The organism is Massilia sp. TWP1-3-3 (assembly GCF_049897805.1).
Lineage (GTDB): Bacteria > Pseudomonadota > Gammaproteobacteria > Burkholderiales > Burkholderiaceae_D > Telluria_A.
The window spans coordinates 1-14,543 of the sequence record NZ_JAFCWX010000020.1 but is presented as its reverse complement, the minus strand read 5'-3'; the positions used below and the strand labels follow the sequence as shown (position 1 = coordinate 14,543).

The window sequence follows — 14,543 nt, the reverse complement described above, 5'->3', positions numbered from 1 at the left end:
TTACTGGTCTTCGCCGGCGCCCGCAAGGCGCGCCGCCTCCTCGCCCGTCAGGCCGAGCGAGCGCAAAAAGGCCTTGTGCCCTTCCGGATTCTGGCGCGCGAACACGGCGTGCCAGCGGTGCATCGCGGCGTCATCGAGCCCGCTGGCTCCGAACGCATCCTCAAACGCATCTTCAAACGCATCTTCAAACGCAACACCCGGCGCCGCCGGCCGCCTCCCGCCTTCCAGTAACGCCACCAGCAAAGCCTGCTGCTCGCGCAGGCCTAGCATTGATTGCCCGATCTCGTCCAGGCGCTTGGCGAATGCGGCCATTTTGTCGCCGCCCGCCAGCAAGGGGCGAATCTGGTCCAGCGTCAGCCCGGTGGCGCGGTAGGTGCCGATCTGCAGCACGCGCGCCAGTTCAGGTTCCGAATAGAGCCGCTCGCCGCTCCCGCTGCGCTCGAGCGGCGCCAGCAACCCTACCTGCTCGTAATACAGCACCGTTGTGCGCGGCACATTGCAGCGGCTGGCCAGCTGGCCGAGGGTCAATCTAGCACCAAGGTGTTCGTCAGCAGACATCGCCAATGCTCCTGAAAAAAAATCAGACCATCAACCCGGGAGCGCCGGCGCCGGCGTCCTGGCGATGGAAACAATACCAGGCTGCCCCCGCCCCGGCCAGCGCCATCGCGGCGGCCGCATAAAACATGTGCTGCGGCCCGACGCGGTCCCAGCACAAGGTGAGCACCAGGCCGCCCAGCGTGCAGCCGACACCGTAAGCGACGCTCATGTAGAGCGCCTGGCCGCTGGCCTGCAGGGGGCCTGCAAACCAGCGCTGCATCGTGATTACGCAGGCCGAATGGTGGGCCGCGAACGTGGCCGCATGCATCAACTGCGCGGCAATGAGCACCCACAGCAGGCCGGGCGCCGCCCCGGTGATGGCAAAGCGCAGCAGCGCCACGCCAAAGGCGAACAGCATCACGCGGCGCGCCCCGAAGCGCGCAAACACGTGCGACTGAAAGTAGAAAAACGCCACCTCGGCCACCACGCCAAGCGCCCACATCGCGCCGATCAGCGGTTTGCCGTAACCGGCGCGCGCCAGGTACAGCGAGTAAAACGCGTACAGGCACATGTGGGCGCCGCACATCAGCGCCGCCGAGACAAAAAACGCCACCACTTCGCCCTTGCGCAGCACGCTCCACAAGGGCGGCGTGTCGTGCGCGCGCACCGGGTGAGCCGTTTCGCCAATGCGCGGGCTGGCCCCAAACACCAGCAGCAGCAGCGCGAACGTCAAGCCCAGCAGCGCCTCCACCCCGAACCATTCAAGGCGGTACCCGGCCAGCACCACCGCGGCGATAAAGCCGAGCGAGCCCCACAATCGCAGCTTGCCATAGTTGGACAGGTCGCCCCGCATTTCGGCCAGCATCAGCGCGTCGCACAGCGGGCTTAACGCGCTGGCGAACAGGTTCACCAGCATCATCACGATGAAAAACTGCAGGTAGGCGTCGGCCACGAAGATGGCGCCGAACGAGAGCAGCGCGCCGAGCGCCGTCAGGCGCATGACCAGCACGCGGCGGGCGCTGCGGTCGGCCGCCCAGCCCCACAGGTTGGGACCGACGATGCGCATCACGGGAATGAGCGAGACCAGCACCCCGATCTGCGGCACCGTCAGGCCGCGCGCGGCGAAATACAGCGTCGCATAGGTGCCAAAGGTGCCGGCGTAGGCGTAATAGACAAACAGGAACAGCGAAAAATTAATCGACTGCAGCGGCATCGGCGCGCGCGGCTCAGGCAATTTTTGGGGCGATCCTGGGCGTGGAAACGCGCACGTCGCCGCACTGCGCCCGGTGCATCAGCGCGTGGTCGATCAAGACCAGGGCCAGCATCGCTTCAGCAATCGGCGTGGCGCGGATCCCCACGCACGGGTCGTGCCGGCCGAACGTTTCGACCAGCACCGGGTTACCCGCCTTGTCGATCGAGCGGCGCGGCGTGCGGATCGACGAGGTCGGCTTGATAGCGATCGAGACCGTGATGTCCTGCCCGGTCGAGATCCCGCCCAGCACGCCGCCGGCGTTATTGCCGACAAAGCCTTCCAGCGTCAGTTCGTCGCCATGCTCGGAGCCGCGCTGCGCCACCGACTTGAAGCCGGCCCCAATTTCCACGCCCTTGACCGCGTTAATGCCCATCATCGCGTAGGCGATGTCGGCGTCGAGCTTGTCGTAAATGGGTTGCCCCAGGCCGACCGGCACGTTGTGCGCCAGCACGTCGATGCGTGCGCCGATCGAGTCGCCGTCGCGCCGCAGCTCATCCATGGCCGCTTCCATGCGCGCGATCAGGGCGGCGTCGGCGCTGGCGGCGAAAAACGGGTTCTCGCGCACGTGCTCCCACGACGCGAACGGCACCGCAATGTCGCCCAGCTGGCTCATGCAGCCCTTGAACACCGTGCCATACTGCTCGAACAACCACTTTTTGGCGACGGCGGCGGCGCCCACCACGGGCGCGGTCAGTCGCGCCGACGAGCGCCCGCCTCCGCGCGGGTCGCGCACGCCGTACTTGTGCCAATAGGTGTAATCGGCATGGCCCGGGCGAAAGCTGTCGACGATGTTGCCGTAGTCCTTGCTGCGCTGGTCCTGGTTGCGGATCATCAGCATGATCGGCGTGCCGGTGGTCTTGCCCTCGTACACCCCGGACAATATTTCGACCAGGTCGGCTTCCTGGCGCTGCGTCACGTGGCGCGAGGTACCCGGCTTTCTGCGGTCCAGGTCCGGCTGGATATCGGCTTCCGACAGCAGCATGCCCGGCGGGCAACCGTCGATGATGCAGCCGATGGCGGGGCCATGCGATTCGCCAAAGGTGGTAACGGAAAACAGCTTGCCAAATGAGTTGCCGGACATGGTGGGAAAAGTGAGTGGGAGAAAAAAGCAATTCTACCAGCCCGCGCGCATTTGCTGCACCCTTGCCCTCGAATGGCAATATCTTCCCCATCACATTACCATTAAAGCAATTGCTGTAAGCGTCACGGAAAGCTGTTTTTCTCACCGCAAACTCGCTTGAGGCGGCGTTTTCGTCGTATCCTACTGAAAAACGCCATCCTGGAGAAGCGCTACATGCCCCCATCGAGCACGCCCCCGGTCCGTTCCGAGGACGATCACGACGACCTGGTCTTTCTGGACGAGCACCCGGCAAGCGCCGCTGCCGACGGCTTGCCCAACGTATGGCGCGTGATGATCATCGATGATGATGAGGACGTCCATTCGACGACCACTTTCGCCCTGGGCAACCTGGACATGCAGCACCGTCCACTGCAATTCGTGCATGCCTATTCGGCCGCCCAGGCCCGTGAAATGCTCAAGACCGAGACCGACATTGCCGTCATTTTGCTCGACGTGGTCATGGAACAGGACGACGCCGGCCTGCACCTGGTGCGCTACATCCGCGAAACGCTCAAGCTGGCCGACGTGCGCATCATTCTGCGCACCGGGCAGCCCGGCTACGCGCCCGAAATCGACGCCATCCGCGATTTCGACATCAACGATTACAAGACCAAGTCGGAACTGACCCGCATCAAGCTGTATACGACGGTGACGGCGGCGATCCGTTCCTACGAACAGATCCGCGCGATCAGCGCCAGCCGGCGCGGCCTGGACCAGATCGTGCGCGCCAGCACCGAGCTGATGTCGCTGCACGGCGTGCAAAATTTCGCCGCCGGCGTGCTGGCCCAGATTGCCGAGATCTTGCAAATCCCCCCCAACGGCGTGCTGTGCGCCCGCGACAACCCGGACGCCGGCGGCGACGCGCTATGCGTGGTGGCCAGCGCGGGCACGGCGCGGCGCGCCGCCAACGCGCGCCTGACGCTGGCCGACGACGCCCCGCTCTACAGCGCCATGATGCGCACCCTGTCCCAGTGCAGCAACCTGTACGAACCGGGCTGCGTCACGCTCTACTTCGCCGGCAAGTCGAGCCGCGACTTCGTGGCCCGCGTCTCGGTGAACCGGGTGCTGGGCGACATCGACCGCCGTCTGCTGGACGTATTTTGCAGCAACGTCGCGGTCGGTCTGGACAATGTGGAACTGGTCAGCCACCTGCACAACGCCGCCTTTTACGACCAGCTTTCCAAGCTGCCCAACCGCACCCGCCTGGTCGAAATCCTCGACGCCACCTTGTGCGGCCCGGCGTGCGACGACGCCACGCTGTGCCTGGTCGACCTGGACCACTTTGCCGAGACCAACGACGCGCTTGGCCACCAGTTCGGCGACGCACTGCTGGTGGCCGTCGCCACGCGATTGCAGACCAGCCTGGGCCAGCAGTTGACGGTGGCGCGCATCGGCGGCGATATTTTCTGCGTGCTGGGCGACGCGGCGGCCGTCAATCCGGTCGCCATCCTGTGCTTGTTCGAAACGCCCTTCCTGATCGAGAACCAGGAAGTGCGCCTGTCGGCCACGCTCGGCCTGGTGCGCCTGGTCGAGCATGACGGCGGCGGCGCCGACGCCCTGAAGGACGCCGATATTGCCTTAAAGCGCGCCAAGACCCAGCAGCGCGCCGGCCACTTTTATTTTTCGCGCAGCATGGGCGTTGAAATTCGCGAGCGGGTGCGCATGATGCACGCGCTGCGCAGCGGCTTTGCCGACGGCGAGCTGTTCGTCGTCTACCAGCCGCAGATCGACCTGGCCACGCGCCGGCCGGTGGGCGCCGAGGCGCTGCTGCGCTGGCGCGGCGCCGACGGCGTCTTCATTTCGCCCGACCGCTTCATCCCGATCGCCGAATATTCGGGCCTGATCATCGACATCGGCGAATGGGTGCTGCGCACCGCCTGCCACGAAGTGGTGCGCCTGCGCGAAGCGGGGCACCGCGATTTCACGATGTCGGTCAACGTCTCGCAGGTGCAGTTTCGCCATCCGTACTTTCTGGAGATGCTGCGCTCGGCGCTTGAAGACAGCCAGGCACCGCCCGAATTCATCGAGCTCGAAATCACCGAATCGATGGCCATGGAAGAGCCGGACCTGTTGATCAAGATGCTGGCCCAGATCAAGCATACCGGCGTGTCGATTTCGATCGACGACTTTGGCACCGGCTTTTCATCGCTGTCGTACTTGCAGCGCCTGCAGGTTGACCGGCTCAAGATCGACCGCGCTTTTGTCACCGAAATCACCGGCTCGGCGCGCGGCAGCAGCATTGCCGAAATGGTGATCCAGCTCGGGCGCAATCTGGGCTTGTCGATCGTCGCCGAAGGCGTCGAAGACGAGCGCCAGGCCCAGATCCTGCGCGATCTGGGTTGCCCGCTGGCGCAAGGCTTTTTGTTTGCGCGCCCAATGACGGTGCCGGCGCTGTACGAATGGCTGGCCAACGACCTGCACACGCGCCTGGCATTGCCGTCCGCCTGAGCTGACGTGGCCTACATGGTGGCATCGTGGGCGGAAAAGCGCATGCGCATTGCGCCAATGCGCGCATCGACGTGACGCCAGCACTGGCGGAATGCGCGTTCGCTTTTCCGCCCTACGTTTTGGTCAAGCCAACACTACTTCGTCGCGCCAGGCGTCGATGGCGCTCGCCAAGCGGCTGCCCACGTAAAATCCATGTACATCCCGCACGTCGACCAGGGGTGAGTCGCGTGGAACCATGGGCCGTCGAAAGCCGATCTCACCTGCCTCTGGCCGGCTGGGAGCAACTGGTTGAACTGGCCGACGCGGCGCTGTACTGGGTCAAGGAAAACGGGCGCAACGGCTGGAGCGCGCTCGGGCCGGCGCCGGACGGCGAATTAGCGCGCTGGTTGAAAAACTGCACCCGGGCGCCCAAGTCATGATCGACACCGGGCGCGTGACCTTGATCAGTTCGAAGGATGACGGTGCGGGCATCGACGCCGCCTGGTCGCCAGCGGATAATGTTGCCAGCTGAACCACGGCACAAACTGGGTTCGCATTGCAAGACAGCAACACGCCCCCTGTTGCGTTGGTGTAATATCCTTACTTCGTACCCCCTCGCCATTTACAACCGGTTGCCGCTGCGCGGCGCCTCGACGGAGTTGTCCGCGTGTTACTTAAAGATATTGCAATGATTTTGATCGCGGTGCTGGTTGGCTCCGTTCTCGTGGTTGCCCTGGTGCGCCGGTTCAAGTCGCGCGCGGCGCCGCCCCCGGCCATACGCCAGCATTTCACGATCGACGACGACGTTGCGGTCGACCCCGACACTATCGCCCTGGCCGAGCGCGAGCGTCTCGACGCGCTGCGCAGCGCCGCCGATGAGCTCGAGCGCGCCGACATCCAGGCCAACAGCGTCCTGGAAACGCCTGAAACGGTGCTCGACCCGGCGGTCATTTTCCGCGCCGAGGACGAACGTATTGCCGCCCACATGGCCGCGCGCGAAAAAGCCGAACGCGAAGCTGCCGCCGCCGAGGCGCTGCGCCTGGAAGCGGACCGCCTGGCGGGGGAGGAAGCGGCGCGCCTGGAAGCGGAGCGCGCAGCGGCAGAACTGGCCGCCAATATCGACGCCAAGGTCATGGCCGACGAAGAAGCGCTGCTGATCGAAGAGCAGCGCCTGGCCGAAGAAGACACGGCGCGCCGCTACGCCAAGCGCATGGCCGACGAGGAAGCGGCGCGCATCGAAGCGCTGCGCGTGGCCGAAGAAGAGCGCGCCCGGCTTGACGCGGCGCACCAGGCGCTCGACACGGCGGCGCGCGCCGAAGCGCAGCGCGTGGCGCTCGAAGACGAAGACCGGGTGCAAGCGCTGCGCGCGGCCGAAGACGCTGCCGCGCAGCGCGAGGCTGAGCGCGTGGCCGAAGAAGAAACGGCGCGCGCGCAAGCGCACGCGGCGGCCGCTGAACTGGCCGCCCGCCTGGAAGCAGAGCGCATCGCCGCCGAAACGGCAGCCCGATCCGACGCTGAAGGCGCCGCCGCGGAAGAAGCGGCCCGCGCAGAAGCTGCGCGCGTGGCGCTTGAGGAAGCAGAGCGTGCCGAAGCTGCGCGCCTGGCGCTTGCGGAAGCCGCACGCGCCGAAGCCGAACGCCTGGCCGCTGAAGAAGAAGCACATCGCCTGGCCGAGCGTGTAGCCCTTGAGGAGGCCGCCCGCGCCGAAGCGCAGCGCATCGCGCGCGAAGAAGAAGCGCGCCAGGCAGCCGAACAGGCAGCCGCCGAGGAAGCGGCGCGGGTGGAAGCTGCCCGCGTGGCCGCCCAAGAAGCCGAACGCATCGCATTAGAACGCGCCGCCGCCGAGGAGGCCGCGCGCGTGGAAGCGCAGCGCCTCGCCTCTGAAGAAGCGGCCCGCATTGAAGCTGAACTCGTCGCCCTTGAAGAAGCCGCGCGCGTGGAAGCCAAACGCATCGTCCTTGAAGAAGCCGCGCGCGCAGAAGCGCAGCGCATCGCCATTGAAGAAGCGGCCCGGCTGGAAGCGCGCCGCGCCGCCGACGAAGCGGCCGCCCGTGCGCTGGCCCAGCGCCTAGCTGCCGAGGAAGCGATCCGGCGCGAAGACGAGCGCGTGGCTGCCGAAGAAACGGCGCGCCTGCTGGCGCTGCGCCTGGCCGAACAGGAAGCGGCCCGCGTCGAGGCGCTGCGCCTGTCGGCCGAAAGGCTGGCCCGCGCCGAAGCCGAACGCGTCGCGGCCAAGGAAGCAGCACGCCTGGAAGCGATGCGCAATGCCGCCCATGAAGCGGCGCGCCTGGAAGCCGAACGCGAGGCAGCAGCGCAAGCTGCGCGCCTGAAAGCGGAGCGCGCGGCACTGGCGGAAGCCACGCGCGCGGAAGCCGAGCGCCTGGTTGCGGCCAGCGCCGCCCGCCTCGAAGCGAAGCGCCTGGCCGCGGAAGCGGCTGCGGCGGAACAGGCAGCGGCGGAACGGGCAGCGACAGCACAGGAAACGACAGGCCAGCAGCGAGCCAGTCCCGCAGCGCAGCGCGTGCCAAAGGCCGCGCCCGAGACGCTCGTCATGATTGCGGACGACTCCAAGGTAGTGCGGGTCAAGACCAACCGCATGCTGGTCAACAACCAGTTCCAGGTGCAGCAGGCCGAGGACGGTCTGGACGCCCTGCGCCAGATCGGTGAGCGCATGCCCGACGTATTGATCACCGACGTCGAAATGCCCGGCATGAACGGCTTCGAGCTGACCCAACACCTGCGCAACGACCCTGCCACCGCGCACATCCCGGTGATCATGATCAGCGCCGAAGAGAGCTATGGCCCCAAGGCGCAGGAAGCCGGAGTCGACATCCTGCTTGGCAAACCTTACGCCGACGACGTCATGCTGGCCCACATCCAGCGCTTCATGCGCGAAGGCCGCGCCGCCACCTGAGCCATATCGCAGGCCGAACGCAAAGCCAGTCCAGCCACGATTCAAGTCTGGACTGCATGACGGAAAAGCGCAAAGCGCGTCTTGCGCCATGCGTGGCCGCCCGTCCCTACGGCCTCACCTCAAGGCTGAACAACTCCTCCACGCTCACTTTGAGCGCGTGCGCCAGCTTGAGCGCGAGGATCGTGGATGGCACCATATGCCCCATCTCGATGGCATTGATCGACTTGCGGGTAATGCCGGCCATTGCGGCCAGATCGGCCTGCGTCAGGTCGCGCATGGCGCGCTGCACCTTCATCGTTGTTTTTAGATGTTCGTCCATCAGCGGTCATGCGCCAGCAAGCTGCCCACCACCGCCACTACCCCGAGCAGCGCGGTCGCGCTGGCCATCAGCATGATCGGCTGCGGCGGGCCCGCCGCCGCCAGCAGCAAGCCAAGCAGCGGCTGCGCGAACAGCACCGCAAACAAGCCATTGCGATAGGCCAGGCGCAGGCTTTGCTGGCGCAGATCATCGTTTAGCATCGACTGCATGGCAGGCGAGCCGGCATCGCTGCGCACGCCCTTGAGCGATGAGCGCAGCCACGCCACGGCGACCACGATTCCGACCGGCAGCAGCAGCGCCATGCGGCTCGCCACCAACGCGGCCGCGCCGTCCGGATACAGGTTGACGATCAGCGCATCGGCGAGCAGCGCGAGCATCAGCACCAGGGCAACCCACAGGCCACGGCGTGAACAGGCGACCAGTTGCTCAGCTTCGTTGGGTATTGTGGACTGCATGTTTGCGACTCCTCGTGAACGTCGACATGGGAGAACGCAATGTAACATAAAGGTTACTTTTTGCAACCAATAGGTTACTTTATACCTGGATTGTACCGTCAATCACCGATACCGAATGCCCGCCGATCCACGGCGCGCCATCCTGGTACAGCACCGAAATGCGCCCGTCGCACTGCACCTGCCCGCCCTGGCAGGCGGTGTATCCAGCGCTGGTGTGGCCGCCATCGGGAAAGCCCTGCGCCTCGAGCACGCGCGCGATGCAGGCATTGGCGCTGCCGGTCACCGGGTCTTCGGTGAGCACGTCCATCTTGGTGAATATGGCGCGCACTTCGTAGTCGATTGCACCGCCCGGCGGCATTGCCCCGTACATGGCGATGCCGGTCATGCCCATGCGCGTGATCTCCAGCAGCGCCTGCGCGTCGGGCCGCACGTCGCGGCACGCTTGCGCGCTGTCCATGCGCACCACCAGCCAGCAAATGCCCATGGTCGCCACGACCGGCGGCCCGCCCAGGTGAAAGGCATCGCTTTGCAAAGCCGCGCGCACGGCGGGAAAGAGCGACGCGTGCAGCGCGCGCAGCTCGGCCTCGGGCGCGCGGAAAGCGAGCGCGCCATCGTCCGCGATCCGGATATGGACCAGACCCACGCCGCATTCCTGCACCAGGCGTCCGGGCGTCTTGGGCGTGAGGCCGGCTTCGAGCAGCGCATGCGCCGTACCTAAGGTGGGATGGCCGGCGAAGGGAAACTCGGTGCCGGGCGAAAAAATACGCACGCGGTAATCGGCTTGCGGATCGCGCGGCGTCAATGCAAAGGTGGTTTCGGACAGATTGGTCCAGCGCGCGATGGCGTGCATCTGCTCGTCGGCCAGAGCGTCGCCGTCCAGCACCACGGCCAGCGGATTGCCCTTGAACGGCACCCGGGTAAAAACGTCGACCTGCTTGAAGCGGCGCCGGGCGCCCATACGGGTAAGCATGCGCTGTCAGTCGTCCTGCGTGACTTCTGCCGGCCAGTCGCGGATATACGCCTTGAGCATCTTGTTTTCAAAGCTTTGCGCCTCGAGCACGGCGCGCGCCACGTCGTAAAAGGAAATTACGCCCAGCAGCGTCTTGGCGTTCATGACGGGCAGATAGCGCGCGTGCTTTTCGAGCATCATGCGGCGCACTTCGTTGACTTCCGTGTCGGGGGTGACGGTGATCGGATGGTCGTCCATGTACTTGCGCACCGTGCCGGCGCCGACCGAACCGTTATTCTTGTGCAGCACCTTGATCACTTCGCGGAAGGTCAGCATGCCGACCAGGTCGCCAAATTCCATGACCACCAGCGAGCCGATATCTTTTTCCGACATCGTGTTCACGGCGTCCACCAAAGGCATGTCCGGGGTGGCCGTATAGAGGATATTGCCCTTCACTTGGAGAATTTCCGACACTTTCATGATGGCCGCCTTGTCTGATGAGGTTATAAGTGGAGTGCTTTTTTATAAGCCTTGGCTCCGAATGTAGCGTATGCGTGGCAAAAAATCCAGCTTTGCGAAAAATCAAACCGGGAAAAGCGCCATCCTTGCCGAACGTACCATTTTAGCGAGGAAACCATTCTTTTGTTTGGGACGCGCATGCTACGATTCTGCCCATCCCTCGTTACCATGTTTTATCAACCAGATGAGTCCACCATGAGCGGTCCTCAATATCCCGGCTTCGACACCCTGTCGCTGCATGCCGGCGCCACGCCAGACCCGGCCACCGGCGCACGCGCAACTCCTGTCTATTTCACGTCCTCGTTCGCCTTCAAGGATTCCGACCACGCCGCGTCGCTGTTCAATATGGAGCGCGCCGGCCACGTTTATTCGCGCATCTCGAACCCGACCAACGCCGTGCTCGAAGAGCGCATCGCCGCCCTCGAAGGCGGCGTGGCCGGCATTGCCACCGCCAGCGGCCAGGCCGCCATGTTCCTGGGCCTGGCGACCATTGCCGGCGCCGGCTCGCACATCGTCGCCTCGCGCGCGCTGTACGGCGGCTCGCACAACCTGCTCGCCTATACGCTCAAGCGCTTCGGCATCGAGACCACCTTTGTCGACCCGCGCGACATGGATGCCTGGCGCAGCGCGATCCGGCCCAACACCAAGGTGCTGTTTGCCGAAACGCTGGGCAATCCGGGCCTGGACGTGCTCGACATCCCCACCGTGGCCGCCATCGCGCATGAGCACCACCTGCCGCTGATGATGGATTCGACCTTCACCACGCCGTATCTGCTGCGTCCTTTCGAACACGGCGCCGACCTGGTCTTCCATTCGGCCACCAAGTTCCTGTGCGGGCACGGCACCGCCATCGGCGGCCTGCTGGTCGACGGCGGCACCTTTGACTGGCAAGGCGCGTACGACAAGAGCGGCCGCTTCGCCGAACTGTGCGAGCCGTATGACGGCTTTCACGGCATGGTGTTTGCCGAAGAATCGACCGTCGCCCCGTTCGCGCTGCGCGCGCGGCGCGAGGGCTTGCGCGACTTTGGCGCCGTCATGAGTCCGCACAACGCGTTCGCCGTGCTGCAAGGCATAGAGACGCTCAGCCTGCGCATGGACCGGCACGTGGCCAACACGCGCAAGGTGGTCGAATTTCTGCTCAAGCACCCTGCCGTCGAATCGGTGTCGTACCCGGAATTGGATTCGCACCCTGATTACGAACTGGCCAAGACGCTGCTGCCCAAGGGCTGCGGCGCCGTCTTCACCTTCAGCATCAAGGGCGACCGCGCCGCCGGGCGCCGCTTTGTCGACGCGCTGAAGGTGTTTTCGCACCTGGCCAATGTGGGTGACGCCAAGTCGCTGGTGATCCACCCTGCTTCGACGACGCACTTTCGGGTGCCGGCCGAGCAGTTGGCCGCCGCCGGCATCACGGAGGGAACGATGCGCCTGTCGGTGGGACTGGAAAACGTCGACGACCTGATCGAAGACCTCGCGCGCGGCCTGAAGCTGTCGCAGAAAGGAGCATGACGTGATCGTACAAGTGCAAGGCGTTGACGCCTATTGCTACACCGGCGGCAAGCCGTTCAATGCAGCGCAGCCGACCGCCATCTTCATTCACGGCGCGCAGAACGACCATTCGGTGTGGAGTTTGCAGACGCGCTATTTTGCGCACCACGGCTTCAATGTGCTGGCGCTGGACCTGCCGGGCCACGGCCGCAGCAAAGGCCGCGCATGCACCAGTGTCGAGGCGATGGCTGCGTGGGTGCTGGAAGTGATGGATGCGGTGGGGGTGGACAAGGCGCTGATGATCGCGCACAGCATGGGTTCGCTCATTGCGCTCGAAGCGTCGCATATGGCGCCGGCGCGCGTGAGCCAGCTGGCGATGCTGGGGACGACCTATCCGATGAAGGTGTCCGACGCGCTGCTGGCCACTTCCAGGGACGACGAACAGGCGGCGATCGACATGGTGAATATTTTTTTGCACTCGTCGATTGCGCAAAACCCCGCGTGCCCAACGCCAGGGTTGCATGTGATGGGCGGCGCGCGCAGGCTGATGCAGCGCATGTCGCAGATTAATCCCGAGCAGCTGTTTTATACGGATTTTTTTGCTTGTAACGCGTATGCGAATGGCGAGGTTGCGGCGGCGGCGGTTACGTGTCCGGTGCTGTTCATTTTTGGGACGAAGGACATGATGACGCCGGCGCGTTCGACTAAAACGCTTACCGGCGCGATCGCGCACGGGAAGGTGGTGATGGTCGATGCGGGGCATTCGTTGATGGCCGAGCAGCCGGATGCGGTGTTGGGGGCTTTGTATGGGTTTGCCTTGAGAACGTAGCCGTCCGCGGATTATGGCAGCGGGAGGCGGATGAGGGGAACGAACCTTTTCAACCACGATTCGGCAATGCTCAAACGGACGTTGTCATATGGGGTTTGTTGAACGGCGGCTGTCGCCCCTCAGCGGACATCGGGTCCCGCGATAACACGCCCTTCATTTGTGACAATGCTCACCAATGGCCCCAACATCATCTATACGGACTGCCATACCATGGAAATTTGGTGCCATTTTTTTTGCCCCGCGGTGTTGTGCGCTGCTCAGGTCCGGCCAACCGGGGGCAAAGTGAACAGGGCCAGACAGATCAGCGCGATCAGCGCGCCTCCCAGGAACATGACGCCCGTCAGTATCCCTTTCCGTTTTGTCAGCGCGGCAGTCAAGCCTAGGACAAGGGCTACCAGGCCAGGCATCACGACCACGCCGACTTCACGGTCGCGCATCAGAGCCGCCACGAGCAGCAACAGCGCCGCGATGATGAGCAGCGGCGCTGCGATCAATGTTTTGGCCAGCCCCGAAGGCTGCGTGGCTGGCGCGGTCGCACTCGCACGGACTGGCGTGCGGCCGGTTGCCAGTGGTCTTGGCGGCACTGGCTTGGGCACGGGCGTCGCGGCACTTGCAGGCTGTCGCGGCGCCTGCCGCTGACGCGGCGGCCGGATGGCGACCGGTGCCGAAGGGGGATCTGTTCCGAATACCGCGGCGCACTTCCAGCACGCCGGCGGGATATGTGCGCTCTTGAGTTCTGCGGAACAGCCAGGGCAAAAAAGGGGCATTTCTTCTCCTTAGAATGAAGGGTAACTCAGATGGCCTCCTTAAAGTCGTCGATCAGGTCTCGAAGCTTAGCCCACTCTTCGTCCTCGTAGAAATTGATCGTGTTCGGGTACCATCGATCATGCGAGACGTAAGTATTGAAGGGGCAGCTATCGCCCCAAAGCCGGCGTAGCATGCGTCAATCTTTCCGAACTGTTTTTTGCTCCAGCAGAGCTACTAAATCTTCGTACTTCGGCCCGTCCACAAACTGCGGATGGGCAATGGCGATGAACACGACTACGACCAGACCATAGGCCAATTTGTCGCTATCAAGAACGCCTACGAACATGCAGGCGACTGAGATGAGCATCCCAATCTACAGAATTATTCGAATGAACTTTGGGTTCTTTGTCTTCCTGCCGGCCTTCGTGATTAAAGCCAATTCTTTCGGTGTGAACTCCATCAACAGCCTTTAATTTTTGTTAAAAAATTATTCCGCGTGCTGCCGCCCCTGGCCGGCAGCTGTTGATTGTACTCGACGGCAGACCGATGGCTACCGACTCGGCAGCTGCCGCCCGTTCCGGTCATCCAGTAGCGCAGAACGCCATAAATCTTACGGTTTTTTAACATGTTACTCATTTGCGCAGGAATCCTTACGGTTCCCCATTTTTTCCGAATTCTGCATGCTTGACCACAGCATCTACACGGACGGATTTTTCGGCGGTTCCGGCTTGTACCGCCAGTTACAGCACAAACGGGCCGGCCACATATTTTATGCCGGAATCGATCGACGCTTTGCCGTTTTCGCCCCCCCACCCCGTATTGAGAAATGTCAATTCCCGCGCGGTTAAGCTTCCAAAAAACTGGGGCTGGACCCAATCCACCCAAGTTAAGACATTTCAACAGTTTTTCTGAGTCATCTTCTTGTGTGGTTTTACGCCGGGCTTCCTGGGCTTCGAACGATTCTCTCGATGGCGATAGGTCTTCCCGGCA

14 protein-coding genes are annotated in these 14,543 nt (G+C 63.9%); 5 read left to right on the top strand and 9 right to left on the bottom strand.

Going from position 1 to position 14,543, the window contains the following annotated elements:
- The 3 genes from ACP7D4_RS18530 to aroC are packed head-to-tail and all read right to left on the bottom strand — an operon-like array spanning window position 1 to window position 2,870.
- Window positions 1-558 carry a MerR family transcriptional regulator gene (locus tag ACP7D4_RS18530; protein WP_426210612.1) on the bottom strand — a complete coding sequence of 186 codons (558 nt, stop codon included), beginning with the start codon at window positions 556-558 and terminating at the stop codon, window positions 1-3.
- Between the two features lie 22 nt (window positions 559-580).
- Window positions 581-1,771, bottom strand: coding sequence for an MFS transporter (locus ACP7D4_RS18525; RefSeq protein WP_426210610.1), 1,191 nt, complete (start codon window positions 1,769-1,771; stop codon window positions 581-583).
- Window positions 1,764-2,870: a chorismate synthase gene (aroC, locus tag ACP7D4_RS18520; RefSeq protein ID WP_426106302.1), complete on the bottom strand. Its 1,107-nt coding sequence runs from the start codon at window positions 2,868-2,870 to the stop codon at window positions 1,764-1,766. The genes ACP7D4_RS18525 and aroC overlap by 8 nt, the downstream gene beginning before the upstream one ends.
- Before the next feature lie 213 nt (window positions 2,871-3,083).
- On the opposite strand from aroC, the gene ACP7D4_RS18515 reads away from it, so the two are divergent.
- The 3 genes from ACP7D4_RS18515 to ACP7D4_RS18505 all read left to right on the top strand — a co-directional run bounded on the left by ACP7D4_RS18515 (window position 3,084) and on the right by ACP7D4_RS18505 (window position 8,250).
- Window positions 3,084-5,357: a GGDEF/EAL domain-containing response regulator gene (locus tag ACP7D4_RS18515; RefSeq protein WP_426106279.1), complete on the top strand. Its 2,274-nt coding sequence runs from the start codon at window positions 3,084-3,086 to the stop codon at window positions 5,355-5,357.
- 227 nt (window positions 5,358-5,584) lie between these two features.
- Window positions 5,585-5,776: a hypothetical protein gene (locus tag ACP7D4_RS18510; protein ID WP_426210609.1), complete on the top strand. Its 192-nt coding sequence runs from the start codon at window positions 5,585-5,587 to the stop codon at window positions 5,774-5,776.
- Between the two features lie 248 nt (window positions 5,777-6,024).
- Window positions 6,025-8,250, top strand: a complete 2,226-nt coding sequence (locus ACP7D4_RS18505; protein WP_426210607.1) for a response regulator — start codon at window positions 6,025-6,027, stop codon at window positions 8,248-8,250.
- A gap of 106 nt (window positions 8,251-8,356) precedes the next feature.
- Here ACP7D4_RS18505 and ACP7D4_RS18500 read toward each other — a convergent pair whose 3' ends face one another.
- From ACP7D4_RS18500 to ACP7D4_RS18485, 4 genes are all read right to left on the bottom strand, one after another.
- Window positions 8,357-8,569 carry a helix-turn-helix transcriptional regulator gene (locus tag ACP7D4_RS18500; protein ID WP_426106276.1) on the bottom strand — a complete coding sequence of 71 codons (213 nt, stop codon included), beginning with the start codon at window positions 8,567-8,569 and terminating at the stop codon, window positions 8,357-8,359.
- The gene (locus ACP7D4_RS18495; protein WP_426210605.1) at window positions 8,569-9,024 is read right to left on the bottom strand and encodes a hypothetical protein; all 456 of its coding nucleotides are present in this window, start codon (window positions 9,022-9,024) and stop codon (window positions 8,569-8,571) included. The genes ACP7D4_RS18500 and ACP7D4_RS18495 overlap by 1 nt, the downstream gene beginning before the upstream one ends.
- A 79-nt stretch (window positions 9,025-9,103) precedes the next feature.
- The gene (locus ACP7D4_RS18490; RefSeq protein WP_426210603.1) at window positions 9,104-9,994 is read right to left on the bottom strand and encodes a PhzF family phenazine biosynthesis protein; all 891 of its coding nucleotides are present in this window, start codon (window positions 9,992-9,994) and stop codon (window positions 9,104-9,106) included.
- Window positions 9,995-10,000: 6 nt separating this feature from the next.
- Entirely contained in the window at window positions 10,001-10,453 is a 453-nt protein-coding gene (locus ACP7D4_RS18485) for a CBS domain-containing protein (protein WP_426106272.1), read from the bottom strand.
- A 234-nt stretch (window positions 10,454-10,687) separates the two neighbouring features.
- Between ACP7D4_RS18485 and ACP7D4_RS18480 the strand changes: the two genes are divergently transcribed.
- Both ACP7D4_RS18480 and ACP7D4_RS18475 read left to right on the top strand, forming a co-directional pair.
- Window positions 10,688-11,998, top strand: a complete 1,311-nt coding sequence (locus ACP7D4_RS18480) for an O-acetylhomoserine aminocarboxypropyltransferase (protein ID WP_426106271.1) — start codon at window positions 10,688-10,690, stop codon at window positions 11,996-11,998.
- Between the two features lies 1 nt (window position 11,999).
- Window positions 12,000-12,806: an alpha/beta fold hydrolase gene (locus ACP7D4_RS18475; RefSeq protein WP_426210601.1), complete on the top strand. Its 807-nt coding sequence runs from the start codon at window positions 12,000-12,002 to the stop codon at window positions 12,804-12,806.
- Between the two features lie 257 nt (window positions 12,807-13,063).
- Here the strand turns inward: ACP7D4_RS18475 and ACP7D4_RS18470 are convergent, their stop codons facing one another.
- Window positions 13,064-13,300, bottom strand: a complete 237-nt coding sequence (locus tag ACP7D4_RS18470; protein WP_426210599.1) for a hypothetical protein — start codon at window positions 13,298-13,300, stop codon at window positions 13,064-13,066.
- Window positions 13,301-13,749: 449 nt separating this feature from the next.
- Window positions 13,750-13,920 (bottom strand): hypothetical protein, encoded by a 171-nt coding sequence (locus tag ACP7D4_RS18465; RefSeq protein WP_426210597.1) that lies wholly within the window; start codon window positions 13,918-13,920, stop codon window positions 13,750-13,752.
- Window positions 13,921-14,543: the final 623 nt, after the last annotated feature.

Coding starts and splice junctions, on each gene's coding strand:
- ACP7D4_RS18530 (WP_426210612.1), bottom strand. CDS start 558: ATGTCTGCTGACGAACACCTTGGTGCTAGATTGACCCTCGGCCAGCTG.
- ACP7D4_RS18500 (WP_426106276.1), bottom strand. CDS start 8,569: ATGGACGAACATCTAAAAACAACGATGAAGGTGCAGCGCGCCATGCGC.
- ACP7D4_RS18490 (WP_426210603.1), bottom strand. CDS start 9,994: ATGCTTACCCGTATGGGCGCCCGGCGCCGCTTCAAGCAGGTCGACGTT.
- ACP7D4_RS18495 (WP_426210605.1), bottom strand. CDS start 9,024: ATGCAGTCCACAATACCCAACGAAGCTGAGCAACTGGTCGCCTGTTCA.
- ACP7D4_RS18515 (WP_426106279.1), top strand. CDS start 3,084: ATGCCCCCATCGAGCACGCCCCCGGTCCGTTCCGAGGACGATCACGAC.
- ACP7D4_RS18465 (WP_426210597.1), bottom strand. CDS start 13,920: ATGCTCATCTCAGTCGCCTGCATGTTCGTAGGCGTTCTTGATAGCGAC.
- ACP7D4_RS18480 (WP_426106271.1), top strand. CDS start 10,688: ATGAGCGGTCCTCAATATCCCGGCTTCGACACCCTGTCGCTGCATGCC.
- aroC (WP_426106302.1), bottom strand. CDS start 2,870: ATGTCCGGCAACTCATTTGGCAAGCTGTTTTCCGTTACCACCTTTGGC.
- ACP7D4_RS18505 (WP_426210607.1), top strand. CDS start 6,025: ATGATTTTGATCGCGGTGCTGGTTGGCTCCGTTCTCGTGGTTGCCCTG.
- ACP7D4_RS18485 (WP_426106272.1), bottom strand. CDS start 10,453: ATGAAAGTGTCGGAAATTCTCCAAGTGAAGGGCAATATCCTCTATACG.